The sequence below is a fragment of the Nocardioides dongkuii genome, assembly GCF_014127485.1.
Classification (GTDB): domain Bacteria; phylum Actinomycetota; class Actinomycetes; order Propionibacteriales; family Nocardioidaceae; genus Nocardioides; species Nocardioides dongkuii.
Genome location: NZ_CP059903.1, coordinates 1,294,859 through 1,319,917, shown reverse-complemented (window position 1 = coordinate 1,319,917; position 25,059 = coordinate 1,294,859). Strand labels below are relative to the sequence as shown.

The 25,059-nt window shown below is 74.4% G+C and carries 23 protein-coding genes; 7 read left to right on the top strand and 16 right to left on the bottom strand.

Going from position 1 to position 25,059, the window contains the following annotated elements; genetic code table 11:
* Nucleotides 1-173: 173 nt before the first annotated feature.
* From trmD to rpsP, 4 genes are all read right to left on the bottom strand, one after another.
* The gene (trmD, locus tag H4O22_RS06410; RefSeq protein ID WP_182526188.1) at nt 174-1,328 is read right to left on the bottom strand and encodes a tRNA (guanosine(37)-N1)-methyltransferase TrmD; all 1,155 of its coding nucleotides are present in this window, start codon (nt 1,326-1,328) and stop codon (nt 174-176) included.
* Complete coding sequence (rimM, locus tag H4O22_RS06405; RefSeq protein ID WP_220451306.1) at nt 1,328-1,885, bottom strand: ribosome maturation factor RimM; 558 nt, start codon at nt 1,883-1,885, stop codon at nt 1,328-1,330. The genes trmD and rimM overlap by 1 nt, the downstream gene beginning before the upstream one ends.
* A gap of 75 nt (nt 1,886-1,960) precedes the next feature.
* A complete protein-coding gene (locus H4O22_RS06400; protein WP_182526187.1) occupies nt 1,961-2,203 on the bottom strand; it encodes an RNA-binding protein in 243 nt (80 codons plus the stop codon).
* 5 nt (nt 2,204-2,208) lie between these two features.
* Nucleotides 2,209-2,760, bottom strand: a complete 552-nt coding sequence (gene rpsP / locus H4O22_RS06395; RefSeq protein WP_182526186.1) for a 30S ribosomal protein S16 — start codon at nt 2,758-2,760, stop codon at nt 2,209-2,211.
* A 181-nt stretch (nt 2,761-2,941) separates the two neighbouring features.
* Here rpsP and H4O22_RS06390 point away from each other — a divergent pair, with 181 nt between their 5' ends.
* A complete protein-coding gene (locus tag H4O22_RS06390) occupies nt 2,942-3,475 on the top strand; it encodes a hypothetical protein (protein WP_182526185.1) in 534 nt (177 codons plus the stop codon).
* A 108-nt stretch (nt 3,476-3,583) separates the two neighbouring features.
* Here H4O22_RS06390 and H4O22_RS06385 read toward each other — a convergent pair whose 3' ends face one another.
* Nucleotides 3,584-4,663 carry an amidohydrolase family protein gene (locus tag H4O22_RS06385; protein ID WP_182526184.1) on the bottom strand — a complete coding sequence of 360 codons (1,080 nt, stop codon included), beginning with the start codon at nt 4,661-4,663 and terminating at the stop codon, nt 3,584-3,586.
* Between the two features lie 40 nt (nt 4,664-4,703).
* Nucleotides 4,704-6,695: a glycoside hydrolase family 3 protein gene (locus H4O22_RS06380; protein ID WP_182526183.1), complete on the bottom strand. Its 1,992-nt coding sequence runs from the start codon at nt 6,693-6,695 to the stop codon at nt 4,704-4,706.
* Nucleotides 6,696-6,868: 173 nt separating this feature from the next.
* Here H4O22_RS06380 and H4O22_RS06375 point away from each other — a divergent pair, with 173 nt between their 5' ends.
* A complete protein-coding gene (locus H4O22_RS06375) occupies nt 6,869-8,035 on the top strand; it encodes an ROK family transcriptional regulator (RefSeq protein ID WP_182526182.1) in 1,167 nt (388 codons plus the stop codon).
* Between the two features lie 4 nt (nt 8,036-8,039).
* Here H4O22_RS06375 and H4O22_RS06370 read toward each other — a convergent pair whose 3' ends face one another.
* From H4O22_RS06370 to H4O22_RS06350, 5 genes are all read right to left on the bottom strand, one after another.
* Nucleotides 8,040-8,408, bottom strand: a complete 369-nt coding sequence (locus H4O22_RS06370; protein WP_182526181.1) for an NYN domain-containing protein — start codon at nt 8,406-8,408, stop codon at nt 8,040-8,042.
* Between the two features lie 152 nt (nt 8,409-8,560).
* The gene (gene ffh, locus H4O22_RS06365) at nt 8,561-10,144 is read right to left on the bottom strand and encodes a signal recognition particle protein (RefSeq protein ID WP_182526180.1); all 1,584 of its coding nucleotides are present in this window, start codon (nt 10,142-10,144) and stop codon (nt 8,561-8,563) included.
* Between the two features lie 42 nt (nt 10,145-10,186).
* Entirely contained in the window at nt 10,187-12,406 is a 2,220-nt protein-coding gene (locus H4O22_RS06360; protein ID WP_182526996.1) for a [protein-PII] uridylyltransferase, read from the bottom strand.
* 84 nt (nt 12,407-12,490) lie between these two features.
* Entirely contained in the window at nt 12,491-12,829 is a 339-nt protein-coding gene (locus H4O22_RS06355) for a P-II family nitrogen regulator (protein ID WP_182526179.1), read from the bottom strand.
* Nucleotides 12,826-14,118: an ammonium transporter gene (locus tag H4O22_RS06350; protein ID WP_244963129.1), complete on the bottom strand. Its 1,293-nt coding sequence runs from the start codon at nt 14,116-14,118 to the stop codon at nt 12,826-12,828. The genes H4O22_RS06355 and H4O22_RS06350 overlap by 4 nt, the downstream gene beginning before the upstream one ends.
* Nucleotides 14,119-14,392: 274 nt before the next feature.
* Between H4O22_RS06350 and H4O22_RS06345 the strand changes: the two genes are divergently transcribed.
* From H4O22_RS06345 to H4O22_RS06330, 4 genes are read left to right on the top strand one after another with little or no spacing between them, the layout of a single operon-like run.
* On the top strand, nt 14,393-15,148 hold the full coding sequence (locus tag H4O22_RS06345) for a class I SAM-dependent methyltransferase (RefSeq protein ID WP_182526178.1): 756 nt from the start codon (nt 14,393-14,395) through the stop codon (nt 15,146-15,148).
* Between the two features lie 49 nt (nt 15,149-15,197).
* Nucleotides 15,198-16,208 (top strand): glycosyltransferase, encoded by a 1,011-nt coding sequence (locus H4O22_RS06340; protein WP_244963128.1) that lies wholly within the window; start codon nt 15,198-15,200, stop codon nt 16,206-16,208.
* Nucleotides 16,195-17,145, top strand: coding sequence for an NAD-dependent epimerase/dehydratase family protein (locus tag H4O22_RS06335; RefSeq protein ID WP_182526177.1), 951 nt, complete (start codon nt 16,195-16,197; stop codon nt 17,143-17,145). Before H4O22_RS06340 ends, H4O22_RS06335 begins: the two co-directional genes overlap by 14 nt.
* Entirely contained in the window at nt 17,142-18,605 is a 1,464-nt protein-coding gene (locus H4O22_RS06330; protein ID WP_182526176.1) for a hypothetical protein, read from the top strand. The genes H4O22_RS06335 and H4O22_RS06330 overlap by 4 nt, the downstream gene beginning before the upstream one ends.
* Before the next feature lie 13 nt (nt 18,606-18,618).
* Here the strand turns inward: H4O22_RS06330 and ftsY are convergent, their stop codons facing one another.
* Both ftsY and H4O22_RS06320 read right to left on the bottom strand, forming a co-directional pair.
* Nucleotides 18,619-19,791, bottom strand: a complete 1,173-nt coding sequence (gene ftsY / locus H4O22_RS06325; protein ID WP_182526175.1) for a signal recognition particle-docking protein FtsY — start codon at nt 19,789-19,791, stop codon at nt 18,619-18,621.
* 44 nt (nt 19,792-19,835) lie between these two features.
* Nucleotides 19,836-20,012 carry a hypothetical protein gene (locus H4O22_RS06320; RefSeq protein WP_182526174.1) on the bottom strand — a complete coding sequence of 59 codons (177 nt, stop codon included), beginning with the start codon at nt 20,010-20,012 and terminating at the stop codon, nt 19,836-19,838.
* 163 nt (nt 20,013-20,175) lie between these two features.
* Between H4O22_RS06320 and H4O22_RS06315 the strand changes: the two genes are divergently transcribed.
* Nucleotides 20,176-20,637, top strand: a complete 462-nt coding sequence (locus tag H4O22_RS06315) for a GtrA family protein (protein WP_182526173.1) — start codon at nt 20,176-20,178, stop codon at nt 20,635-20,637.
* Nucleotides 20,638-20,646: 9 nt separating this feature from the next.
* Here H4O22_RS06315 and H4O22_RS06310 read toward each other — a convergent pair whose 3' ends face one another.
* The 3 genes from H4O22_RS06310 to H4O22_RS06300 all read right to left on the bottom strand — a co-directional run bounded on the left by H4O22_RS06310 (nt 20,647) and on the right by H4O22_RS06300 (nt 25,016).
* The gene (locus tag H4O22_RS06310; RefSeq protein ID WP_182526172.1) at nt 20,647-21,102 is read right to left on the bottom strand and encodes an acyl-CoA thioesterase; all 456 of its coding nucleotides are present in this window, start codon (nt 21,100-21,102) and stop codon (nt 20,647-20,649) included.
* Nucleotides 21,099-24,668 (bottom strand): chromosome segregation protein SMC, encoded by a 3,570-nt coding sequence (gene smc, locus H4O22_RS06305; RefSeq protein WP_182526171.1) that lies wholly within the window; start codon nt 24,666-24,668, stop codon nt 21,099-21,101. Before smc ends, H4O22_RS06310 begins: the two co-directional genes overlap by 4 nt.
* A 138-nt stretch (nt 24,669-24,806) precedes the next feature.
* Nucleotides 24,807-25,016 carry an MreC domain-containing protein gene (locus H4O22_RS06300; RefSeq protein WP_182526170.1) on the bottom strand — a complete coding sequence of 70 codons (210 nt, stop codon included), beginning with the start codon at nt 25,014-25,016 and terminating at the stop codon, nt 24,807-24,809.
* Between the last annotated feature and the right edge of the window lie 43 nt (nt 25,017-25,059).

Below are 25,059 nucleotides of genomic sequence, written 5' to 3'. Positions count from 1 at the left end.
CCACAGGTCAGTCGCGGTGTCGGATGCGGTGCTGTTCAGGTGTGTGGTCCGGCGTGGGTGGCCGGCGGCGCTGGGCTCCCCCTGTGGCAGGGGCCCGGCGCAGACCCTCCGTGCGATCCTCGGAGCGGTCCTTCGGCCCGGCTGGACCAAGGCACGAGTGTGCCACAGGAGGATCAGCGGCCCGAAATCCGCTTGGTCAGCACGACGGCCCCCGGCGGGGCGGGCAGGTCGGGCCGGAGCCGGAAGCCCGCCTTCTTGTACATCCGCTGGTTGGCGTGGCTCCCCTCCCCCGTGAACAGGGAGTACGACGCCGCCGCGGGCGGCGCAACGCGCTGCACGTGGTCGAGCAGCAGCCGGCCGAGCCCGTGCCCCTGCAGGTCCGGCGCCACCATCACCCGGCCGATGTGCCAGGTGTCGCCCTCGAGCCGGCCGCGCACCGCGCCGACGAGCCGGCCCGCGGCGCGCACGACGTACCAGCTCCAGGTGTCGAGGGACGCGGTGAGGTCGGCCAGCGACTCGTGCAGCGCCGGGATCTCCAGGGAGTCGTTGGCGAGCGCCTCCTGCACCCAGCAGGCGCGCTGCAGGACCAGCAGCTCGGGGGCGTCGGCGCGGACCGCCGGCACGACCGCCCACTCCCCGTCCGTCGCGCTCGCGTGCAGCAGGTCGGGACGACGCTCAGCGGTGCGCCGCAGCGCCTGGTCGCGGCGCCAGGCGGCGATCGCCGCGTGGTTGCCGCCGAGCAGCACCGGCGGCACGTCGAGGCCCCGCCAGCTCGCGGGCTTGGTGTAGACCGGGTACTCCAGCAGGCCGTCCTCGTGGGACTCCTCCACCAGCGACGCGGCGTTGCCCATGAACCCCGGCAGCAGCCGTACGACGGCCTCGGTGATCGCGAGCGCCGCGACCTCTCCCCCGTTGAGCACGTAGTCGCCGACGGAGACCTCGCGCACCTCCGTGCGGGCCGCGGCGTGGTCGAGGACGCGCTGGTCGATGCCCTCGTAGCGGCCGCACGCGAAGACCAGCCGCTCGCGGGTCGCGAGGTCGCGCGCCAGCGCCTGGGTGAACGGCTCCCCCGACGGCGTCGGCACGACGACCGTGGCGCCCTCGACGGCCAGCGCGTCGAGCGCCTCCCCCCACGGCTCGGGCCGCATCACCATGCCGGCGCCCCCGCCGTACGGCGTGTCGTCGACGGTGCGGTGCCGGTCGTGGGTCCAGGTGCGCAGGTCGTGGACGTGGACCTCGATCAGCCCCGACGCCACGGCGCGGCCGGGCAGCGAGAGCGACAGCGGCGCGAGGTAGTCCGGGAAGATCGTGACGTAGTCGAGCCGCACTACCCCTCCTGCTCGTCCTCGGGCAGCGGCGTGACCAGGCCGGGCCGGTCGGCGACGACGACGCGGCCGCCGGCGAGGTCGACCTCGGGCACGAGGGCCTTGACGAACGGCACCAGCGTGTCGCGGCCGTCGGGGGTGCGGATGGTCAGCAGGTCCTGGGCGCCACCGTGCACGAGGGCCGTGACCTCGCCCAGCGCGCGCCCGTCGACGTCGCACGCCGCGAGCCCGACCAGCTGGTGGTCGTAGAACTCGTCGGGGTCCTCGGGGGTCTGGTCGAGCGGGACGGTCGCGTGCAGCACGGTGCCGCGGACCGCCTCGGCGGCGTTGCGGTCGGGCAGCTCGGCGAAGGTGACCAGCAGCGTGGACTGGTGCCAGCGCGCCCGGTCGACGGTCAGCGACCGCAGCGGCGACGCGGAGCCGCTGGGCGGCTCGGCGCGCAGGACGGCGCCGGGGGCGTAGCGCCGCTCCGGCTCGTCGGTGCGGACGTCGACGGTCACCTCACCCTTGAGGCCGTGCGGCTTGCCGATGCGGCCGACGACGAGCTCGATGGTCTCCACAGGATCCTCTCGGGGCGGTAAATGCAGGATGGGTGCCGCCCCGAGGGGCGACACCCATCCTGGCGAACAGTGTGCTCAGCGACGCTTGTCGACGTCCACGAAGTCGACCCGGGCGCCGTCCTTGCCGGCCAGCGCCGAGACGACCGTGCGGAACGCCGACGCGGTGCGGCCTCCGCGGCCGATCACCTTGCCGAGGTCGTCAGGGTGCACCAGGACCTCGAGGACGGAGCCGCGACGCAGCTGCTTGTCGCGGACCACCACGTCGTCCGGGTTGTCGACGACACCCCGGACGAGGTGCTCGAGCGCGTCGGCGAGCATGGTGCTCAGGCCTCGCTCTTGGTCTCGGCCGCCTCGGCCTCGACGGTGGCGTCCTCGGGGGTCTGACCCGCGGTGACCGGGACCTCGGCGGCAGGCGCCTCGGCCGGGGTCTCCTCGGCCTTCGGCTCCTCAGCCTTGGGCTCCTCGGCCTTGGCCTTGGACTCGCCCTTCTTGGCGGCGGTCTTCTTGGTCACGGCCTCCGACGAAGCGGAGCCGTGGGCCTCCTTGAGCGCCTCGTTGAAGATGTCGAGCTTGGCGCGCTTGGCCTCCTTCACCTGCAGGGTGCCCTCGGTGCCCGGGAGACCCTTGTGGGTCTGCCAGTCACCGGTGATCTTGAGGATGGCCTCGACGGCCTCCGTCGGCTGCGCGCCGACGCCCAGCCAGTACTGCGCCCGCTCGGAGACGACGTCGATGTACGACGGGTCCTCCTTGGGGTGGTACTTGCCGATCTCCTCGATGACCCTGCCGTCGCGCTTCTTGCGGGAGTCGACGACGACGATGCGGTACTGGGGCACCCGGACCTTGCCCAGGCGCTTCAAACGAATCTTGACGGCCACGTCTGTGGTGTCTCCTCGGAATATGGGTGTGGGTGGCGGCCCCGCCGCCAGGTGGGGAAACACCGGGTGGGGACTGCCGACGGGCACTGGACGACCGGTTGAGAGGGGCCGGACGCACAGGACTCAGCGAGCAAGTCTGCCAGATGCGGGGCGGCACGAGGAAATCGGGCATGCTCCGCCCATGACCGGCCGGCCCCGCCCCTCGTCCTGGTGGTTCGTCCTGGGCGGCGGGTTGCTGGTGGCGGCCGCCGCCACGGGGGTCGCGCTCTTCGTGGGGACGCTCGGCGGGTTCCTCGCCGTCGACGCCACCGTCCCCGTCGACGGCGACCCGCACCGCGTCGAGGTCGGCACCGACGGCGACCGCCTGCTGTGGGTCGAGGGGCCCGCGCCCGACTGCACGGTCGTCGATGCCGAGACCGGTACGGCGATCGCGCTGGACCGGGTCGGCGCCAGCTACCGGCGCGAGGTCAACGGCGTCGAGCGCACCGGACGGGCGCGCTTCGACCCCGGCTCCGGCGAGCTCGAGGTGACCTGCACCGGCGCGCCCGGAATGGCGAGCACCGAGGTCGAGATCGGGCCCACCCCGCGGGTCGGCAACCTCGCCGGCGGGATCGTCGCCACCATCCTGGTGCCGCTGCTCCTCGCCGGCCTCGGCCTCGCCGTGCTGCTCGCCGCCGGGCTGGTCTGGTCGGCGCGGGCGACGACCCGGCGTTGAGCGGGTCGCGGGCCGGGACAATTCACCGGTCGACCGGTGAATCCGGCACTTGACCGACGGAGCTTCGTCGGTCAAGCGGAAGGTCCGTCGGTCCCAGTACGCCGCCGCTCAGACGACCACGCGGCCGCGGAGCACCACCCGGCTCGGGGCGTAGAGCACCGACGGGTCCAGCAGGGGGTCCCGGTCCAGGACGACGAAGTCCGCGGCGGAGCCCTCGCCGAGGGCGGGGTCGAAGCCGAGCCACTGGCGCGCGCGCCAGGAGGCCGCGCCGACGACGTACTCCGCGGGCAGCCCCATCTCGACCATGGCGAGCACCTCCCCCGCGAGGTGGCCGTGCCGCGCGGGACCGCCGCCGTCGCTGCCGACGTAGAGGGGTACGCCGGCCTCGAAGGCGCTCATCAGCACCTCGCGGCGGCGGGCGTAGAGCTCCTCCATCGTCGCGGCGTACGCCGGGAACCGCTCCCGGCCGGCGTCGGCGAAGCCCGGGAACTTCGCGGTCTGCATGACCGTCGGCACCAGCGCCACGCCCCGGTCGGCCATCAGCGCGACCTGGTCGAGGGTGAGCCCGGTGCCGTGCTCGATGCAGTCGATCCCGGCCTCGAGCAGGCCCGGCAGCACCTCGTGGCCGAAGCAGTGCGCGGTGACCCGCGCGCCCTCCGCGTGGGCGGCGGCGATGGCGGCGGCGAACGCCGGGGCGGGGAAGGACGGCGCCAGGTCGCCGTCCTCGCGGGAGATCCAGTCGCCGACGAGCTTGACCCAGCCGTCGCCGGCGCGCGCCTCCCGGGCGGCGTACGCCGGCAGCTCGTCGGGCTCGACCTCGTGGCCGTAGTCGCGCAGGTAGCGCCGGGTGCGCGCCAGGTGGCGCCCGGCCCGGACTAGCCGCGGCAGGTCCTCGCGCTGCTGGACCCAGCGGGTGTCGGCGGGCGAGCCGCAGTCGCGGAGCAGCAGGGCGCCGGCGTCGCGGTCCTGGAGCGCCTGCCGCTCGACCTCGTCGTCGTCGACCGCTCCCCCGTCGTCGAGGCCGAGGTGGTTGTGGGCGTCGACCAGGCCCGGAACGATCCAGCCCTCGGCGGCCGTCTCGGCGCCGGCCTGGCGCTCGTAGGTGACCCGGCCGTCGACGACGTACAGGTCGCGCGCCTCCCCGTCGGGGAGCACCGGGCCATGGAAACGGAGCACGGGAGCCGTCATGCCCCGGACGGTACCGGCCGCCCGGGGCACGACGGGTGCGTCAGCGACCCCGTCCGGTCCTCGGGCTCAGCCCGTGGCCGTAGCGGAAGAGCGGGTCGTAGCGACGGTCCCCGACGTTGACCGGCTCGTCCACGCGGCGCGGCCAGCTCACCGGCAGCCGGCCGGTGAAGCGCCGCTCCCCGAAGAGCACGTCGGCGACGCCGGTGCCCTCGCTGCCCGGCAGCCAGGACGCGACGAGCGCGTCGATCTTCCTGCGCAGGCCGTCCGGGAGGACCAGCGGCCGGCCCGAGACCACCAGGACGGTGCAGGAGGCGGCGCGGGCGCAGACGGTGCGCACCGCCGCCTCGTCGGCCTCGCTCAGCCGCATCGTCTGCTCGGGCCGCGGGACGCCGGCGTCGCCCGGGTCGTAGGCCCACTCGGGACCGCCCACGTCGCCGAAGCCCTCGGCGTACGGCGTCTCGCCGACGACGACGACGCCGGCGGCCCCGCGCGGGACCCGCTGCGACGCCGTCTCGCTGAAGGTGACCGGCGACCGCGACGCCTTCCGGATGCCGTCGAGGACGGTGTCCCCGGGGATCACGTTGGTCGACCCGCCCTGCCAGGTCAGGGTCCAGCCCCCGGCCTGGTTGCCGATGTTGTCGGCGTTGCTGCCCGCGACGTACACGGGCTGCCTGCGCGGGCTCAGCGGGAGCGTGCGTCCCCGGTTGGTGAGCAGGACCTGCGACTTCGCGACCGCCTTCCGGGCGACCGCCCGGTGCTGGCGGCTGCCGATCTCGTCGAGGTGGCGCCGGTCGGTGAGCGGCTTCTCGAACAGCCCGAGCTCGAACTTGGCGGTGAGGATCCGCGAGACCGCGTCGTCGATGCGGCTCATCGGCACCTCGCCGTCCGCGACCAGCGCGAGGAGCGTCTCGATGAACTGCTGGTAGCCGACCGGCTCGGTGGTCGTCGGCTCCATGAACATGTCGACGCCGGCGTTCACCGACGCCTTGACCTGGGCGCGGTAGTCACCGGGGATCTGGTGGATCGCGCGCCAGTCGGAGATCACCAGGCCGTCGAAGCCCATCTCGCCCTTGAGGACGTCGGTGAGCAGCTCCCGGTTGGCGTGCATCTTCACCGGGTTGCCGATCCCGTCCTCGGTCCAGTCGACGCTGGAGAACGACGGCATCACCGACCCGACGTGGTGGCGGTCGATGGCGACGCGGTACGGCGCCAGCGCGAGCCGCTCGAACTCGGCTCGGCTGACCCGGGCGATGCCCTGGTCGAGGGTGTAGTCGCCCTCGCCGGTGTCCCAGGCGGTGAGGCCGTCGCCCGCGAAGTGCTTGGCGGTCGCCAGCACCCGGTCGGGCCGGTCGAGCTGGCCGCGCCTGCCCTGGAGGCCGTCGATCACCGTGGCCATCCGGGCGACCAGGCGGGGGCTCTCCCCGAAGGACTCGTAGGTACGTCCCCAGCGGTCGTCGCGCGCGATGCAGAGGCACGGCGCGAAGTTCCAGTTCGGTCCGCTGGCGCGGGTCTCCTTCGCCGTGATGTACCCGATCCGGCGCACGAGGTCGGGGTCTCGGGTCGCCCCGAGGCCGATGTTGTGCGGGAAGACGGTGGCGCCGAGCAGGTTGGCGTGGCCGTGGACGGCGTCGACGCCGTACAGCAGCGGGATGCCGAGCCGGGTGTCGAGCGCCGCCTCCTGGAAGGTGTCGACCATGTCGGCCCAGCCCTCCGGGGTGTTCTCGGCCGGGGTGGAGCCGCCTCCCGACAGCACGCTGCCGAGTCCGTAGGTGGTGACCAGGGACGGGTCGGCCGCGACGTCGATGCGCTCGGCCTGGGTCATCTGGCCGACCTTCTCCTCGATCGTCATCCGCGCGAGGAGGTCCTGGACCCGCTGCTCCGTGGGCAGCGAGGGGTCCTGGTAGGGCAGCGGGTCCGCGGCGCCGGCCGAGGACGGCTGGACCGGGACCAGGGTGGTGGCGACCAGGCCGGCGAGCCCGGCCAGGAGCGCGGCGGCGCGACGGCGCCCTCCGCGGGATGGGTGCTGGGTCATGCGGGGTTCTCCTTGCCCGAGCATGCGAGCCGGCCACCGGGAGGAGGAGCCGGCACGCGCGGTCCGCGCGCTCCGCCCACAGTGGAACCGCCATTCCGCCGGGTCAATGCACAAAGAGCCTGCTCAGCGGACATATTCGTCCGGTCTCCGGACGAATCGGTTACCGTGGCGACATGCCCCCGCCGGGCTCGTTGGAACGCCTGCGCGTCGCTAACCGCCGCGCGATCACCGGGCTCCTCGCCGCCGAGGGGCCGATGAGCCGTGCCGACCTCACCCGGGCGAGCGGGCTCTCGCGCACCACCGTCTCCAGCCTGGTCGGCGCGCTGATCGCGAGCGGCCAGGTCCGCGAGACCGCCGGGCGCGGCCGGCCGCACAAGGGCGGCAGCGGTCGCCCGCCGGTGCTCGTCGCGCTGAGCACCCCCGCGGGCGGCGTGGCCGGCGTCGACGTCGGTCACCGGCACGTGCGGGTGGCGGTCGCCGACCGCGGAGGCACCGTGCTCGCCGAGGACCTCGCCGAGCTGGACGTCGACGCCCACGGCGCCGAGGCGCTCGACCGCGCCGCCGCCATGGTGCGGACCCTGCTGGACCGGGCCGGGGTGCCCCGAGCCGACCTGCACGCGGTCGGCATGTGCGTGCCCGCGCCCCTCGACCGGCGCTCCGCACGGATCAGCACCGGCATCATGCCGGGCTGGCGGCACCTCCGGCCGGCCCGGGAGCTCGCCCGGCGCCTCGGCGTACCCGTGCACGCCGACAACGACGCCAACCTCGGCGCGCTCGCCGAGCTGCACCACGGCGTGGCCCGCGGGGTCGCCGACCTCGTCTACCTCAAGGTGGCCAGCGGCCTGGGCGCCGGGATCGTGCTCGGTGGACGGCTGCACCGTGGCGTCTCGGGCATCGCCGGGGAGCTCGGCCACGTGCAGGTCGGCGAGGACGGCCTCGTCTGCCGCTGCGGCAACCGCGGCTGCCTGGAGACCGTCGTCGCCGCGCCCCGCCTCATCGACCTGCTCGCCCCGGCGTACGACGAGGAGCTCACGACCGAGCGGGTCCTCGAGCTCGACGACGCGGGCGACCCCGGCGTACGCCGCGTGCTCGACGACGCGGGGCGCACGGTCGGCCGCGCCGTGGCCGACCTGTGCAACAGCCTCAACCCCGAGGCCGTCGTGGTCGGGGGCTCGCTCGGCACCGCACCCTCGCTGGTGTCCGGTGTCCGCCACGCCGTCGACCGCTACGCGCAGCCCGACACCGCCGCCGCGGTCCGGGTCGTCCCCGGCGCGCTCGGCGACCGGGCCGAGGTCGTCGGGGCGGTCGCGCTCGCGATCGCCCGGGTTGCCGCCGCCTGACCTGTCAGAGCTGGTCGAGGAGCCAGGCGGGGCCGAGGGCGAGGGCGCCGACGCCCTGGACCCGGGCCTGGAGCATCCGGTCGGCGGTGACCACCGTGACCCGGTCGCCGCGCTCGGCGGCCGCCCGGGCCTCCGCGACGATGGTCGCGTCGCCGTCGCGGGGCGCGTGCACCGTGCGGACGTGCGCGTCGCGGCCGGCGCGGACGCCGCCCTTCGCCGCGCCCTCGAGCACCAGCACCACCACGTCGTACGGCGTGTCCGCGACCAGCAGCCCCTCGTGCAGGCGCCGGGCCGCGCCGGCGCGGTCCTTCCACCACCCGTCGGGGCGGCTGCCGACGACGTTGGCGCCGTCGACGATCAGGACTGTCGCCATGGCTGCCGCCTCTCGTCTCGCCGCTCTCAACCGGTCTCGACGCGCTCACCGGGTCTCGACGCGCTCGTGCGACTTCGTTCCTCAGTCGCGTCGCTTGCTCGACCTGGCCGAGCCCACGCCCTGGCCTCGTGCCTCGGCCAGGGCTGCTCGGCTCACTTCAGGAACTTGGAGAAGTCCTTGGGCAGGTCGAGCTCGGCGGCGGCCTTCTCGTAGTCGATGCCCTCGCCCGGCAGCCCGAACGGGTTGCCGGCGCCGGCGGCCGCCTTGTCCTTCTCGGCCGCCGCCTGCTGCGCGGCCTTGGCGGGGTTGCCGGAGCGCTTGGCGCCCTTGCCCTTCTTGGGCTGCGCCTTGGCCTTGCCGCGCTTGCCGCCGCCTCCGAGCCCCGGCATCCCCGGCATGCCGGGCATCCCGGGCATGCCCGGCATCCCGCCGCCGCGGGCCATCTGCATCATCATCTTGCGGGCCTCGAAGAACCGGTCCACGAGCTGGTTGACGTCGGAGACCTGGCGGCCGGAGCCTCGGGCGATCCGCGCCCGGCGCGAGCCGTCGATGATCTTGGGGTTGGCGCGCTCGGCCGGCGTCATCGACTGGATGATCGCCTGGAGGCGGTCGATCTCGCGCTCGTCGAAGTTCTCCAGCTGCTCGCGGAACTGCCCCATCCCGGGCAGCATCCCCATGATCTTCGACATCGAGCCGAGCTTGCGCACCTGCTGCATCTGCTGCAGGAAGTCGTCGAGGGTGAACTCGCCGCCCTGCCCGCTGAGCTTCTGCGCGGCCTGGAGCGCCTGCTCGGAGTCGAAGGTCTTCTCGGCCTGCTCGATCAGGGTGAGCATGTCGCCCATGTCGAGGATGCGCGAGGCCATCCGGTCGGGGTGGAAGAGGTCGAAGTCGGTCATCTTCTCGCCGTTGGAGGCGAACATGACCGGCTTGCCGGTGACCGAGGCGATCGAGAGCGCCGCACCACCGCGGGCGTCGCCGTCGAGCTTGGTGAGGACGACGCCGTCGTACCCGACCCCGTCGAGGAACGCCCGCGCGGTGGACACCGCGTCCTGGCCGATCATCGCGTCGACGACGAAGAGCACCTCGTCGGGGCGGACAGCGTCGCGGATGTCGGCGGCCTGCCGCATCAGCTCGGCGTCGACGCCGAGCCGGCCGGCGGTGTCGATGATGACGACGTCGTGCAGCTTGCGCTTGGCCTCCTCGACCGACGCGCGCGCGACCGCGACCGGGTCGCCGACGCCGTTGCCGGCCTCGGGCGCGAAGACGGGCACGCCGACCCGCTCGCCGTTGACCTGCAGCTGGGTGACGGCGTTGGGGCGCTGCAGGTCGCAGGCCACGAGCATCGGGGTCTTGCCCTGCTCCTTGAGCCAGAGCGCGAGCTTGGCGGCCAGCGTGGTCTTGCCGGCGCCCTGGAGGCCGGCGAGCATCACGACGGTCGGGCCGGTCTTGGCGTAGCGCAGCCGCCGGGTCTCGCCGCCGAGGATGCCGACGAGCTCCTCGTGGACGATCTTGATGATCTGCTGCGCCGGGTTCAGCGCGCCGCTGACCTCCTCGCCGCGGGCCCGCTCCTTGACCGCGGCGACGAACTCCTTGACCACGGGCAGGGCGACGTCGGCCTCGAGCAGCGCGATGCGGATCTCGCGCGCGGTGGCGTCGATGTCGGCCTCGGAGAGCCGACCCTTCCCCCGGAGGTTCTTGAAGGTGTCGGCAAGCCGGTCGGAGAGTGTGGCGAACACGGAAGGGGGTCCTCGCTGAAGTCGGCTGGATCGAGGGCCAGCCTAACTTCCCTCCCCCGCCAGGACCGCACGGACGGCGTGCGCGGCCTCCGCCGCCCGCCGGTCGCCCAGCACCCCCGCGGCCGACTCCTGCAGGTAGAACACGTCGACCGCCTGCGGACCCAGGGTGTCGACGTGCGCGGAGCGCACCGCGACGTCGAGGCGCGCGAGCGCCGCGCAGACCAGGTAGACCACGCCCGGCTTGTCGTCGGCGCGCACCTCCAGCACCGTGGCCTGGTCCGACGCCTCCGGGCGGATGACGACCGTCGGGGCCAGCGAGCGACCGGCGGCCGGGCGCAGGCGGGAGGCCGGGTCGAGGCGGCCGTCCCGCAGGCCGTCGTACGTCTGGCGCAGCACCGCGGGGTCGAGCCGGTCGTCCGCGACCTCCCACACCGACACGCCGTACCGGTCCTGCGACCAGGCGCGCGCGGCCCGCACCGGGACCCGCCGGAGCGCGAACAGCGCGGCCAGGTCGGCGAGCAGGCCGACCCGGTCGGGGGCCACGACCACCACCCGCGACCCGCCCTCGACCGGCTCCACGCTGATCGAGATCCCGCCCTTGCGGACCTCCCGCGGCACCGGGACCTCGTCGCTGACGACCGGCGGGAGCGCGTGCCCGCTGTCCAGCGCGGCCCGGGTACGGCGGGCGAGGTCGCGGACCAGCCCGGCCCGCCACGAGGACCAGGCCTGGGGCGAGGTGGCGCGGGCGTCCGCCTCGGTGAGCGCGGTCAGCAGCCGCATCGTCTCGGCGTCCCCGACCCGCGAGGCGACCAGCTCGACGGTCGCGGGGTCGTCGGGGTCGCGCGTGGTCGCGGTCTGGGCGAGCAGTAGGTGCCAGCGCACCAGCGTCGCGATCCGGGCGACGTCGGGCGCCTCGAAGCCCATCCGGGTCGCGATCGTCCGTGCGATCGGCTCGCCGGCGACGCTGTGCTCGGTCAGGCTGCCCTTGCCGATGTCGTGGAGCAGCGCGGCCACCATCAGCACGTCGGGCCGCCCGACGTCCCGGATGAGCGACGAGGCCTCGATGCAGGTCTCCACCACGTGCCGGTCGACGGTGAAGCGGTGGATGACCGACGCGTGCGGCAGCAGCCGGATCCGCTCCCACTCCGGCAGCACCTGGGCGAGGGCGCCGGTCTCCTCCAGCGTCTCCCAGACCGGGAGCAGGCCGCGCCCGGAGGCGAGCAGCCGCACCAGCAGCCGCCGTGCCTCGGCGGGCCAGGGATCCGGGAGGGGGGCGCACTCGCGCGCCAGCCGCGCCGCGGTCGGCGGGGCGAGCAGCGCGTCGTGCTCGGCGGCCGCCGCCGCGGCGCGGAGCAGCAGGACGGGGTCCTGGTCCGGGCGCGCCCCGCGGTCCAGCACCACCTCGCCCGCCGACAGCGCGACGCCCGGGGCGAGCGGCGTCAGGGACGGACGGCGGGCCCCGACCGCGGCCGGCCGGGCGAGCCGGTCGTCGACGCGCCGCCAGGTGAGGCGCGAGAGGTGGGTGAGCCGCCGCCCCAGCTCGCGCACGTGCACCTGCGCGGCCCGGGCGTCGGCGACGTCGAGCCCGGCGGCCAGCTCGCCCCAGATCTCCGGCGCGACCCGGTCGGTGGCCCGCCCGGCCGCCGCGTGCAGCAGGTCGCGGACGTCGAGCAGCGTCTGCCGGCTCTGCTCCAGGGCGACGTGCGGGACGTCGACGAGCCAGGTGGCGACCAGCGCCTTCAGCACGATGGCGTCGCGCAGCCCGCCCTCGGCCTCCTTGAGGTCGGGGACCGAGAGGTGCGCGAGCTCCCCCACCCGCTGGTGCCGGGCGCGCACCAGCTCCTGGAGCGCCGGGAGCTTCTCCAGCGCGCGCCGGCGCCACTGGGCGAGCATCGTGGTCCGCAGCCGCAGCGTCAGGTTCGGGTCCCCGGCGAGGTGCCGCACGTCGAGCAGGCCGAGCGCGACCCGCAGGTCGCCGTCGGCCGCCGCGACCATCTCCGGGAAGGTCCGCACGGCGTGGTCGATCGCGGACCCGGAGTCCCAGAGCGGGTACCAGAGCCGCTCCCCCAGGTCGCCCAGCGCGACGCCCTCGTCGCAGACCAGCACCACGTCGAGGTCGGAGTACGGCGCCAGCTCGCCGCGGCCGTAGCCGCCGACCGCCACCAGCGCCGCGCCCGTCTGCGGCCCGCCGCACCCGTCGTACGCCGTGGTGCACAGCGCGTCGGCCGCTGCGGTGCGGGCGGCGCGCTCCGCGGCGCTCAGGGCGCCACGACCGCGGTCGCGAGACGGCCGACGGCCCGGCCCCCGTAGAGGGGGACCGGGCCGCCGGTGCTCACGGGGTCACCGTCACAGGGCGTTCTCGTCCCGGTCGCCGGTGCGGACCCGCACGACGGTCTCGACCGGGCTGACCCAGACCTTGCCGTCGCCGATCCGGCCGGTCTGCGCCGTCTTCACGACGATCCCCACCACGTCGTCGGCGTCCCCGTCGTCGACGACGATCTCGATGCGGATCTTGGGGACCAGCGCGATGTCGTACTCCGCGCCCCGGTAGACCTCGGTGTGGCCCTTCTGGCGGCCGTAGCCGCTGACCTCGCTGACGGTCATGCCCGTCACGCCGAAGGTCTCGAGGGCCTCGCGGACGTCCTCCCACTTGTGCGGCTTGATGACCGCGGTCACGAGCTTCATGCGTGCGCTCCTTCCGAGTCGGCCGGGCGGGTGTTGAGGACGCCGGTCTTGCCGCCGCCCCCACCGCTCATCCCGGTGTGCAGGTCGTAGGCCGACTCACCGTGCGCGGCGAGGTCGATGCCCTCGACCTCGTCCTCCTCGGTGACCCGCAGGCCCAGGGTGTACTTGATCGCCAGGGCGATCACCGCGGTGATCACCGCGGAGAAGACGACCGCCACCAGGACGCCGAGCGTCTGGTCGCCGAGCGACCCGGCGCCGCCGCCGTACAGCAGCCCGTCGATGCCGCCCGCGCCCTCGGAGGTCGAGAAGACGCCGATCAGCACGGTGCCCACGATGCCACCGACGAGGTGGACCCCGACGACGTCGAGCGAGTCGTCGTACCCGAGCTTGTACTTCAGGCCGACCGCCCAGGCGCAGACGGCACCCGCGATCGCACCGATCGCGACGGCGCCCGAGAGGTTGACCGCACCGGCCGCCGGCGTGATGGCGACCAGGCCCGCGACGATGCCGGACGCGGCACCCAGCGAGGTGGCCTTGCCGTGCATCAGGCGCTCGATGACCAGCCAGCCGAGGATCGCGGCCATCGTGGCCAGGGTGGTGTTGGCGAAGGTGCGGCCCATCTCGGCGGTGATGTCCTGGTCGACGATCACGATCGAGCCGACGTTGAAGCCGTACCAGCCGAACCACAGCAGGCCGGCACCGAGCATGGTCAGCGTCAGGTTGTGCGGGCGCATCTGGTCCTTGGGCCAGCCGATCCGCTTGCCGAGCAGCAGCACCAGCACGAGGGCGGCGACGCCGGCGTTGATGTGGACGGCCGTGCCGCCGGCGTAGTCCTGCGCGCCGATGCGGCCGCAGATCAGCGAGTCCTCGGTGCAGCTGAACACCATGTGCGCCATCGGGAAGTAGCACAGCAGCGCCCACAGCGGCACGAAGACCAGCCAGGCGGAGAACTTCATCCGGTCCGCCACCGCGCCGCTGATCAGCGCGACGGTGATGATCGCGAACGTCATCTGGAACATCACGAAGATGTAGTCGGTCGTCCCGACGCCGTCGAGCCAGAACAGCTCGAACGGGTTGGCGAAGAACGTGCCGTCGCCGCTCCAGCCCATCGACCAGCCGACCGCGACGTACAGGATGCCGACGATCGCCGCGGCGACGTACGACATCATCATCATGTTCAGCACGGACTTCGAGCGGGACATGCCGCCGTAGAAGAGCGCCAGTGCCGGCACGGTCATCATCAGGACCAGGGCTGTCGCCACGAGCATGAAGGCGTAATAGCCGTCCACGGAACCTCCAGGAATACATTCGGGAGGGGCGACGTGGACCGACCGCGCTGTCGGCCCGGGCTCGCCCCGTTCGAGGGAAACCCTGTGCGGCCGAGGTTTCCTGGCACCTCGCCGGATGTTGCGAACAGGAAACGAGTTCCCGACGAGTGTTACTTCCGTGTTACGGCGAGGGCGGCCGAGCGACCCGGGTGCACGCGCTCCGTGGGACGCTACGATCCGACCGCTCCTGGGAGGTCCCGAGGCGCCCCGACGGCGGCGCGACCGAGAGGAAACGATGGACGCACAGACGGTGGCGGGTCACGGCGGGTCCGCGTCGATCCTGCAGGCGGACTACTGGTGGTACCGGGTGCGCGCGGACCTGCTCCGCACCGTGCTCGCCGACCACGTGGGACGGCCCGGCCGGCTCCTGGACGTCGGCAGCGCCGACGGCCCCAGCGTCGACTGGCTGCGCGGCCACGCCCGGCAGCACGTCGCTCTCGACGTCGACCCGCGCGGGCTCGGCCCCGGCGGCGTGTGCGGGTCGGCGACCGCGCTGCCGTTCGCCGACGGCACCTTCGACGCCGTCGGCGCCTTCGACGTCGTCGAGCACTGCGACCCCGAGGACCTCGCGATGTCGGAGCTCGCCCGGGTGCTGCGGCCCGGCGGGACGCTGATGATCTCGGTGCCGGCCTACCAGTGGGCGTGGTCGGAGTTCGACGACGCCAACGGCCACCACCGCCGCTACACCCGCGCCCGGGCGGTCGCCGCCTGCGAGCGCGCCGGGCTGCGGGTCGACCGGGCGACGTACGCCTTCTGCGCCGTGTTCCCGTTCTTCGCCGCGCAGCGCGTGGCCAGCCGGGTCTCCGGGGCGCTCTCCCGCCGGACCGCCACGACCCCGGCCGACGTGGTCGAGCTGCCGCAGGTGCCGGCGCTGCTCGACCGGGTGTTCACCGCCCTCGGGCGCGTCGACCGCCGGCTCCTCGCCCGCCACGACCTGCCGTTCGGGTCCTCGGTCGTGGTGGTCGCGACCAAGCCGCGCACCACTGACTGAGGCCCGACCTGCCCGGGAAACCCCGGTCCAGCCCCTATAGTCACGCTCTGTGACGACCCTCGACGGTGCGGCCGTACCCGTGCACACCGTGTCGGTGGTCGTCCCGGTCTACGGCGGCGAGTCCCACCTGCGGCAGCTGGCCGAGGAGGTCGCGGAGTCCACGACCGACCGGGTCAGCCCGGACGGGCACGTCTACCGCGTGAGCGAGCTGCTCCTCGTCGACGACTGCGGCCCCGACCGGTCCGACGAGGTGATCCGCGAGCTCGAGGCCACCCACTCCTGGGTGCGCGGCGTGTGGCTGAGCCGCAACTTCGGGCAGCACGCCGCGACGATCGCCGGCATGGCGTCCTCCGGCGCGGAGTGGATCGTGACCCTCGACGAGGACGGGCAGCACGACCCCGCGGAGATCGGCGTCCTCCTCGACTCCGCGATGCGCCACCAGTCCACCCTCGTGTACGCCGCCCCGGTCAACGCCGCCCCGCACACCTGGTTCCGCCGGGTGACCTCCCGCGTCGCCAAGCGCGTGGTCAACGTCCTCTCCGGCGGGCAGGACGCGTCGGTCTTCCAGAGCTATCGGCTGATGACCGGCGAGGTCGGGCGCAGCGTCGCGGCGTACGCCGGCTCCGGCATCTACCTCGACGTCGCGCTGGGCTGGGTGGCCTCCGTGCCGAGCACCGCGCCGGTCCACCTCCGCGAGGAGGCGGGCCGGCCCTCGGGCTACCGCACCCGCACGCTGCTCTCGCACTTCTGGCGGCTGGTCGTCTCCAGCGGCACCCGCAGCCTGCGCCTCGCGAGCCTGCTCGGCGTCGCGTGCGCGACCCTCGGCCTGCTGCTGGCCGGCACGCTGGTGCTGATGCGGGTCTTCGGCGACGCCCCCGTGCAGGGCTGGACCTCGCTGATGGTCGTGATGCTGCTATGCACCGGGCTCCTGCTGTTCGTGCTCGGCATCGTCGCGGAGTACCTCGGGGTCGCGGTGGGGATGGCGATGGGCAAACCGCTGTACGTGATCACCCAGGACCGCGCACGCGGGCCCTTGGGGCGGGGTCGTGGCCGCCCCTGACCCGCTCACCTGGGTCGTCGGGTCACGCGGGCTGCTCGGCAGCGCGGTGGTCCGGGAGCTCGGTCGCCGTGGCACCGAGGCACACCGGGCGACGGTGCCGTGGAGCGACGAGGACGCCGCCGTCACGGCGCTGGTGGCGCAGGCGCACGCCCTCGCGGGGTCCGGGAGACCGTGGCAGGTGCTGTGGTGCGCCGGGGCGGGGGTCGTCGCCACCGCGCCCGAGGCGCTCGAGGTCGAGGTGCGCACGCTGCGCCGGTTCCTCGCCGGCACCGGGGACCTGCCCGCGGGCGCCCGGCCGCGGGCCCTGGTGCTGGCCTCCTCGGCCGGGGGCGTGCACGCCGGGTCGAGCCCCGCGCCGTTCGACGAGACGAGCGAGCCGGTGCCGATCTCGCCGTACGGGCAGGCGAAGCTGCAGGCCGAGGACGAGGTGCGCGCCCACGCGGAGCGCACCGGCGTCCCGGTGGTGGCCGCGCGGATCGCCAACCTCTACGGCCCCGGCCAGGACCTCTCGAAGGCCCAGGGCCTGGTCACCCACCTGTGCCGCGCGCACCTCCTGCGCCAGCCGCTGAGCATCTACGTCGCGCTCGACACGGCGCGCGACTACGTCTTCGTCGACGACGTCGCGCGGGTGCTGCTCGCGCTCGCCGACCGGGCGGCCGAGCAGCCCGCCGGCTCGGCCACGGTCAAGGTCGTCGCCAGCCAGCGCTCCACCACCGTGGCGGCCCTGCTCGGGGAGCTGAGACGGCTCACCAAGCGCCGCCCCCCGGTCGTGCTCGGGACCTCGCCCCTCGCGGCGTACCAGACCGCCGACCTGCGCTTCCGCTCCCACGTCTGGACCGACCTGGACGGGCTGATGACCACCAGCCTGCCGGCCGGGATGGCGGCCACCATGGCCGACCTGAGGCTGGCGGTGGCCGCGACCCGGGCTGCGTCGTGAGCCTGCGGTCCCGGGTCCTCGCCGACCGCTGGCTGCTCGGCCTCCTCGTCGCCCACCTGGTCCTCAAGGTGCTCTGCTACCTGCGGGTCGACGACGTCGCCTTGCGCGGCGACGAGACGGCGTACGCCGAGAGCGCGGCGGCGCTGGCGGCCTTCCTGCGCGGCGACGCGGACGCCGGCCTCCTGGAGCGCGAGGTGGTGGGCGCCGGCTGGTTCATGCCCGGGATGGCCGTGCTGCTGACCCCGCTCTTCCTGGTGCTCGAGAACCCCTCGGTCGCGGTGATGCGCCTGTACCTGGGGGTGGTGAGCACCGGCCTGCTGCTGCTCGCCGTCGCGGTCGTGCGCCGTCACGTGGGGCCGGCGTACGGCACCGCCCTGCTCGCGTTCCCGGGCCTGGTGCCGATCTGGGTGCTCTTCTCCTTCAGCGGGTGGGGCGACCTGGACGCCGGGCTCCTCGGCGTCGTGCTCGTCGCGCTCCTGGTCGGCGCCGGACGGCGTGCCGTGGCCGGGCAGCCACCGTCCCTGCGCTGGGGCCTCGTGGTCGGCCTGACCTGCGCCGTCACCCTCTACCTGCGCTCCAACACGCTGCCCCTGGTCGTCGGCCTGCTCGGGCTCGTGCTCCTCGGGGCGCTGGCCTGGCTGCGCGGCCCCGCCCGGCGGCGCGGCGTGCTCGCCGGTGTCGTCGCCGGCGCCGTCCTGCTCGGGCTGCTGCTGCCGTGGTCCTACGCCGCCAGCCGCACGCTCGGCGACCGGGTGGTGACGACCTCCACCGTCCCCCTCTCCCTCGCCGTGGCCTTCGGCGACGTCGACCGCCTCTGCTTCGGCCCGTGCCCCGAGGGGAACATCTGGGTCTCCGCGGTCGACTACTCCCGTGAGGTCGGGCGCGGCCTCGGCGTGAGCGAGCTCGAGGTGCAGCGGCGGATGTCGGAGTACGCCCTCGAGGGCGCCACGGCGCACAGCGTCGCCGCCGACATCGAGGGCAACGTCGGTCGCTACGTCCTCGACCCCGGGGGCTTCGAGTCGCGGTTCCGCACGTTCAGGACCCCGCCGGACGGGTGGAGCACCGTCGTGACCCGGAGCACCGAGGTGTCCTACTTCCTGGTCCTGGCCCTCGCGGTGGTCGGCCTGCTCGTCGTCGTGCGCCGGAGCGTGCGGGAGCAGCTGCTCTCCCTCGTCGCGAGCCTGGCGCTGGCGGCCACGATGGTGCAGCCGTTCGTGCACATCTCCACGTCGCGGTACTGGCCGACGTTCGCCCCGCTGCTGATGCTGCTCGCTGTCCTGGCCGTGCGCACCCTCGGCCCGCCGCTCCTGGCCCGGGTCCGCGGCCGCCCGCCGGACGCGGACGAGATCACCTGGACGCCGGCGGAGCCGGGCGTCGTGCGGTGGTTGACCAGGCTCCAGGTCGTCGTCATCGCCGGGTACGTCGCGGTCGCGCTGACCGTGGTCGTGCTCGCGCGGTGACCCGGCCCGCGGGCTAGCCGAGCAGGGCGTCGACGAACGCGCCCGCGTCGAAGGGCGCGAGGTCGTCGGCGCCCTCCCCCAGGCCGACCAGCTTGACCGGCACGCCGAGCTCGCGCTGGACCGCGACCACGATGCCGCCCTTGGCCGAGCCGTCCAGCTTCGTCAGCACGATGCCGGTCACGGCGACGGCCTCGCTGAAGACCCGCGCCTGGATCATGCCGTTCTGGCCGGTGGTCGCGTCGAGCACCAGGAGCACCTCGGTGACCGGGGACTGCTTCTCGATGACCCGCTTGACCTTGCCGAGCTCGTCCATCAGCCCGGCCTTGTTCTGCAGCCGTCCGGCGGTGTCGACGATGACCGTGTCGACGCCCCGGCCGACGCCCTCCTTGACCGCCTCGAAGGCGACGCTCGCGGGGTCGGTGCCCTCCGGGCCGCGGACCACCTCGACGCCCACCCGCTCGCCCCAGGTCGCGAGCTGGTCGACCGCGGCGGCGCGGAACGTGTCGGCGGCGCCGAGCACCACGCTGCGGTCCTCGGCGACCAGGATCCGGGCGATCTTGCCGACCGTGGTGGTCTTGCCGGCGCCGTTGACGCCCACGACCAGGACCACGCCCGGAGCGCCGTCGGCGCCGCTGACCTGGAGCCGCCGGTCCATGGACGGGTCGACCAGCCGCAACAGCTCCTCGCGCAGCACCGCGCGCGCCTCGGCGGCCGAGCCGCCCTCCACCCGCAGCCGGGCGCGGAGCGCCTCGACGACCTGCTGGGTCGGCGCGACCCCGAGGTCGGCGGTCAGCAGGGTGTCCTCGATCGACTCCCAGGTGTCCTCGTCGAGGCGGTCGCGGCTGAGCAGCGCGAGCAGCCCCCGGCCCAGGCCGCCCTGCGAGCCGGCGAGCCGCTGGCGCAGCCGCACCAGGCGGGACGCGGTGCCCTCGGGCCGCTCCAGCGCGGGGGCGGTCGCCGCCTCCGCGGCGTCGACGGCGTCGACGCCCGGCTCGATCGTGGCCGGCGGCGAGCTCAGCTCGACCGGCGGCTGGCCCTCGACCGGCGGGGCGCCCAGCACGTCGGTGTGGGTGTTCGGGAGCACCCCCGGCTTGCGCCGGCGGGTGACCACCAGGCCCGCGACGGTCGCCACCAGGGCGAGCCCGGCCAGCGCGATGACCAGGATGATGATCGAGAGGGCTTCCATGCCTCCATCCAATCAGTACGTCGGGTCGGGCCGTGCCGGTGGCCTCAGCCCCGCTGGTCCTCCCGGTGCCGGTCGCCCTCCTCCTGGGTGATGGTCGGCAGCCGGCCGACCGCCCGGGTCATCGCCTTGCCGAGCCAGGGCGCCGTCGGCACCTCCTCGCCCCGGTGGGGGTAGGCGGCGTACACGACGACGGCGGCGGCGATCACCACGACGACGATCATGGCCAGAACGATGTAGAGCACGAGTGTCCTCCCGAGAACACGTGGAGCAGGACCGGTCGATCCGGCGTTCGACGGTGCCACACCGGCGCGGCCGATCCGGCACCCACACCGGGAGGCGGTGGTGACCTTCGTGACCTCCGCCTCGGTGCCGTACCGTGACGGCGTGGATCGGGGAGGGACTGTCGCTCCCCTGGCGTGGCTCGGGCGGTTGCTCGCCCGCCCGGAGATCCGGTTCCTCATCGTCGGCGGGCTCAACACCGCCGTCGGGCTGGTCGCCTTCGCGCTGCTCTACCTGTGGTGGGGCGATGTCCTGCACTACCTTGGTGCCCTGATCATCGCCTACACGATCGGCAGCGCCCTGGGCTTCGTGCTGCACCGCCGGTTCGTGTTCCGGGTCCGCGGCAGGGTGCTCCTGGACCTGGTGCGGTTCGTGGGGGTGCAGGCCGCGTCGCTCGCGCTCAACTCGCTGCTGCTGCCGGTGCTCGTCGAGGTCGCCGGGCTGCCGGTGCTCCCCGGCCAGGTGGTCGCGCTCGCCCTCGTGGTCGTGGCGACCTACTTCGGGCACACCTGGATCTCGTTCCGCCGGCCGACCGCGCCCGAGACCACGCCCGAGACCACGTCCTGATCCACGCCCCTAGGGCGGCGGGGCCGCCGTCGGGGACAGCAGCCGGGTCACGACGGCGCGGATCTCGTCGGGCATCGGGGCGACCGGGCGCTCGGGGACGGTGTTGTCGACGTACACGTGCACGAACCGGCCCTCGGCGGCCGCCTCGGGGCTGTCCCCCTGGAACAGGCCGATCCGGTAGACGATGCTCGACCGGCCGACCTTGTCGACCACCAGGCCCGTCTCGATCGGGGCGGGGAAGCCGAGCTCGCGGTAGTAGCGGCAGCCGGTCTCGGCCACCACCCCGATCTGCGGCAGGGACCGGACGTCGAGCCCGGTCTCCTCGTAGAGGTGGGCGTTGACCGCGGTGTCGAAGAGCTCGTAGTACGTCGCGTTGTTGAGGTGGCCGTAGGCGTCGTCGTCGCGCCAGCGGGTCGTGACGGTGCGCCACGCGACGTAGTCGTCGCGGGTGGGTCGGTCGCTCATGCGGGCTCGGCCTCCCGGAGGCGCTGGCTGATGACCGCGGAGACACCGTCGCCGCGCATGGTCACGCCGTACAGCGCGTCGCCGACCTCCATGGTCCGCTTCTGGTGGGTGATGACGAGCAGCTGGGAGCTCTCGCGGAGCTCCTCGTAGATCTCCAGCAGCCGACCGAGGTTGGTGTCGTCGAGGGCGGCCTCGACCTCGTCGAGGATGTAGAACGGCGAGGGCCGGGCCTTGAAGAGCGCGACCAGGAAGCAGACCGCGACCAGGGAGCGCTCGCCGCCGGAGAGCAGCGAGAGCCGCTTGACCTTCTTGCCGGCGGGCCGCGCCTCGACCTCGATGCCGGTGGTCAGCATGTCGTCGGGGTTGGTGAGCACCAGGCGCCCCTCGCCGCCGGGGAAGAGCCGGGCGAAGGTCGCGTCGAAGGCCCGCTCCACGTCGGCGTACGCCTCGGTGAAGACCTGCTGCACGCGCGAGTCGACCTCGCGGACGATGTCGAGCAGGTCCTTGCGGGTGCGGCGCAGGTCCTCGAGCTGCTCGGTGAGGAACTTGTGCCGCTCCTCCATGGCCGAGAACTCCTCGAGCGCGAGCGGGTTGACCTTGCCGAGCATCGCGAGCGCCCTCTCCGCGGACCGCAGCCGCTTCTGCTGCTCCTCGCGGACGAACGGCACCGGCGCGGGCGGCTCGGCGTCCTCGGGGGCGTCGGGGTCGGCGGCGACCGGCACCGGCTGGTCGGGGCCGTAGTCGCCGACCAGGGCGTCGGGGGCGAGCCCCAGCTCCTCGATCGCGCGCTCCTCGAGCTGCTCGATCCGCATCCGCTGCTGGGTGCGGGCCATCTCGTCGCGGTGCACCGAGCTGACCAGCTCGTCGTGCTCCCGGGCCAGGTCCCGCAGCCGGACGCGGACGTCGCGCAGCTGCTGCTCGCGGCCGCCCCGAGCTGCCTCGACGGCCGCGCGGGCCTCGGCCGCGCGGTGCACCGACACCTCGAGCCGGGCGAGGACGTGGGCGACGGCGAGGCCGACCGCCTCGGCGGCGCGCCCCTCGCGGAGCAGCCGCTCGCGTCGCTCGGCGGCCCGGGCGCGGGCCTCCCGCTCACCCCGCGCCGTGCGGCGCAGGGAGTCGGCGCGTCCGTGCAGCGCCCGGGCCCGCTCCTCGGAGGTGCGCAGGGCGAGGCGGGCGTCCATCTCGGCCTGGCGGGCGGCGCGGGCCGCCTCGGCGAGCTGCTCGCGGACGGTGGTGTCGGGCTCCTCGTCGGGCGCGTCCTCGGCGCCGGCGAGCCGCGCCTCGAGGTCGGCGAGGCCGGCGATCGCCTGGGCGCGGGCCTCCTCGGCGGCGGCGATGGCCGTGGTGAGGCGGTCGGCCTCGCCGCGGGCGGCGCGCGCCTGTGAGCCGTACTGGCCGAGCTCCTCGGCGACCGCCGCGAGGGTGGCGTCGGACTCGTGCAGCTTGGCGAGCGCGACGTCGGCCCGCTTCTGGGCCTCCAGCCGCTCGGCCTCGAGGCGGCTGATGTCGAACCCGAGCCGCTCGCTGGCCGCGACCGCCTCGGCGAGCATCGAGGTCGCCTCGTCGACCGCGGCCTGCACCTCGATCAGGCTCGGCTGGTCCGAGGACCCGCCGGAGGCGAAGTGGGTGCCGATGACGTCGCCCTCGCGCGTGACCGCGGTGACGTCGGGGGCCTCGGCGACGAGGGCCCGCGCGGCGTCCAGGTCGTCGACGACGGCGACCTTGAACAGCAGCCGGGCGAGGGCGGGCGCCAGCGGGTCGGGGCACTCCACCGCGTCCACGGCGTACGTCGCCCCGGCCGGCAGGCCGGGCCAGTCCCGGTCGTCGAGGAGGCCGGCCGACGGCGCCCCGCCGAGCAGCATCCCGGCCCGGCCGAGCTCGCCGCTCTTGAGGTGGCCGATCGCGTCGGCGGCGGCGTCGGCGCCGGTGACCGCGACCGCGTCGGCGGCGGAGCCGAGCGCGGCGGCGACGGCGGTCTCGAACCCGCTGCGCACGCTGAGCAGCGCCGCGACCGAGCCGAGCAGTCCCGAGACGTCCTCGGTGGCGGCCAGCAGCGCGCCGGCGCCGTCCTTGCGCGCCAGGCCCATCTCGAGCGCGTCCTTGCGGGCCGCGAGGGTGGAGCGGTCCCGGTCGGCCTGCAGCGCCTCGTCGCGCGCCTTGGCCAGCCGCTCCTCGACGTCGTCGAGCGCGCCGACCGCGGCCTCGTGCTCGGCGTCGAGGCCCTCCTCGCCGGCGTCCAGCCCGGCGACCCTGGTCTCCAGGGCGGTGAAGTCGCGCTGCGCGCGCTCGGCGCGCGCGACCGCCTCCTCGCGGGCCAGGCCCAGCCGGCCGACCTCCTCGTCGGCGGCGGCGGCGCGGGAGCGCAGCGCGTTGACCTGCCCGTGCAGCCGGGCCAGCCCCTCCCGCCGGTCGGCCGCGGCCCGCTGCAGCCCAGCGACCCGGCGCTCCTCCTCCGCGGCGGCGTCCTCGGCCGCCTTCCGCGCGGTGACCGCCTGCTCGAGCGCCGTGCGGTGCCCGTCGACCTCGGCCCCGATCTTCTCCTCCTGGGCCTGGACCTGCTCGGCCTGCCGCTCCAGCTCGTCGGGGTCGCGGCCCGAGGACAGCTCGGTCTCGGCGGTGCCAGCGGCGTTGCGGACCCGCTCGGCGGCCAGCGACTGGGTGCCGCGCAGCCGCTCGCGCAGCCCGGACAGGGCGAACCAGGTGTCCTGGGCGCGCGAGAGCGCCGGCAGGTCCTCGCGGAGCGCGGCCTCGAGCGCCGCCTCCTGCTCGCGGGCCGCGGTGGTCGCGGCCTCCACCTGCTCGCGCCGCTCGAGCAGGATCGTCTCGTCGGACATCTCCTGCTCCAGCGCGGTGCGCGCCTGCACCAGGTCGTCGGCGAGCAACCGGGCCCGGGCGTCGCGCACGTCGGCCTGCACGGTCGCCGCCCGGCGCGCGACCTCGGCCTGGCGCCCCAGCGGCTTGAGCTGGCGGCGGATCTCGGTGAGCAGGTCGCCGAGCCGGGTCAGGTTGCCCTCGGTGGAGTCGAGCTTGCGGAGCGCCTTCTCCTTGCGCTTGCGGTGCTTGAGGACGCCCGCCGCCTCCTCGATGAACCCCCGGCGGTCCTCGGGGGTCGCGTGCAGGATCGTGTCGAGCTGGCCCTGCCCGACGATCACGTGCATCTCGCGGCCGATGCCGGAGTCGGAGAGCAGCTCCTGGACGTCGAGCAGCCGGCACGAGCTGCCGTTGATGGCGTACTCCGACCCGCCGCTGCGGAACATGGTCCGGCTGATCGTCACCTCGGCGTACTCGATCGGGAGCGCGCCGTCGGCGTTGTCGATGGTGAGCACCACCTCGGCGCGGCCCAGCGGCGGCCGGCCCGACGTGCCGGCGAAGATGACGTCCTCCATCTTGCCGCCGCGCAGCGACTTCGCGCCCTGCTCGCCCATCACCCAGGCCAGCGCGTCGACGACGTTGGACTTGCCCGAGCCGTTGGGCCCCACGATGCAGGTGATGCCCGGCTCGAGCTGGAGGGTGGTCGAGGAGGCGAAGGACTTGAACCCCTTCAGGGTCAGGCTCTTCAGGTACAACGGGGCTCCCTCACCGGTGGGCGGTCGAGCGGACGCGGAGCGTGCGGGGTCGCAGCACTGCGCGGGGGAAGCTCAGCGACGCCGAGCGTACCCGCTCCGGGCGGTCCGCCCGGGGAGCCCGTCCGGGGACGGGGCCGGTCAGGCGGGCTGCATCTCCTGCAGGGACGCCGTCTTGATGTCGAGCAGGTCGGCGGCGCGGGCCGCGACGAGCCTGTCGTTGTCCTCCGAGAGCCTGAGGACCAGCGCCTCGAGCTCACCCACGCGCGCCCGCAGCCGGGCGTTCTCGGCGACCAGCCGCGTGGGGGTCCGGAGGTCCCTGTTCAGGTGGCCGATCAGTGCCTTGGCCATGAGTGGACCTTCCGCATGTCGATGGTCGGCCCGCTCTGTCGGA

Coding starts and splice junctions, on each gene's coding strand:
- H4O22_RS06400 (WP_182526187.1), bottom strand. CDS start 2,203: ATGCTCGCCGACGCGCTCGAGCACCTCGTCCGGGGTGTCGTCGACAAC.
- H4O22_RS06355 (WP_182526179.1), bottom strand. CDS start 12,829: ATGAAGCTCGTGACCGCGGTCATCAAGCCGCACAAGTGGGAGGACGTC.
- H4O22_RS06310 (WP_182526172.1), bottom strand. CDS start 21,102: ATGAGCGACCGACCCACCCGCGACGACTACGTCGCGTGGCGCACCGTC.
- H4O22_RS06370 (WP_182526181.1), bottom strand. CDS start 8,408: ATGGCGACAGTCCTGATCGTCGACGGCGCCAACGTCGTCGGCAGCCGC.
- H4O22_RS06320 (WP_182526174.1), bottom strand. CDS start 20,012: ATGATCGTCGTCGTGGTGATCGCCGCCGCCGTCGTCGTGTACGCCGCC.
- H4O22_RS06345 (WP_182526178.1), top strand. CDS start 14,393: ATGGACGCACAGACGGTGGCGGGTCACGGCGGGTCCGCGTCGATCCTG.
- H4O22_RS06390 (WP_182526185.1), top strand. CDS start 2,942: ATGACCGGCCGGCCCCGCCCCTCGTCCTGGTGGTTCGTCCTGGGCGGC.
- H4O22_RS06300 (WP_182526170.1), bottom strand. CDS start 25,016: ATGGCCAAGGCACTGATCGGCCACCTGAACAGGGACCTCCGGACCCCC.
- ftsY (WP_182526175.1), bottom strand. CDS start 19,791: ATGGAAGCCCTCTCGATCATCATCCTGGTCATCGCGCTGGCCGGGCTC.
- H4O22_RS06385 (WP_182526184.1), bottom strand. CDS start 4,663: ATGACGGCTCCCGTGCTCCGTTTCCATGGCCCGGTGCTCCCCGACGGG.
- H4O22_RS06375 (WP_182526182.1), top strand. CDS start 6,869: ATGCCCCCGCCGGGCTCGTTGGAACGCCTGCGCGTCGCTAACCGCCGC.
- H4O22_RS06380 (WP_182526183.1), bottom strand. CDS start 6,695: ATGACCCAGCACCCATCCCGCGGAGGGCGCCGTCGCGCCGCCGCGCTC.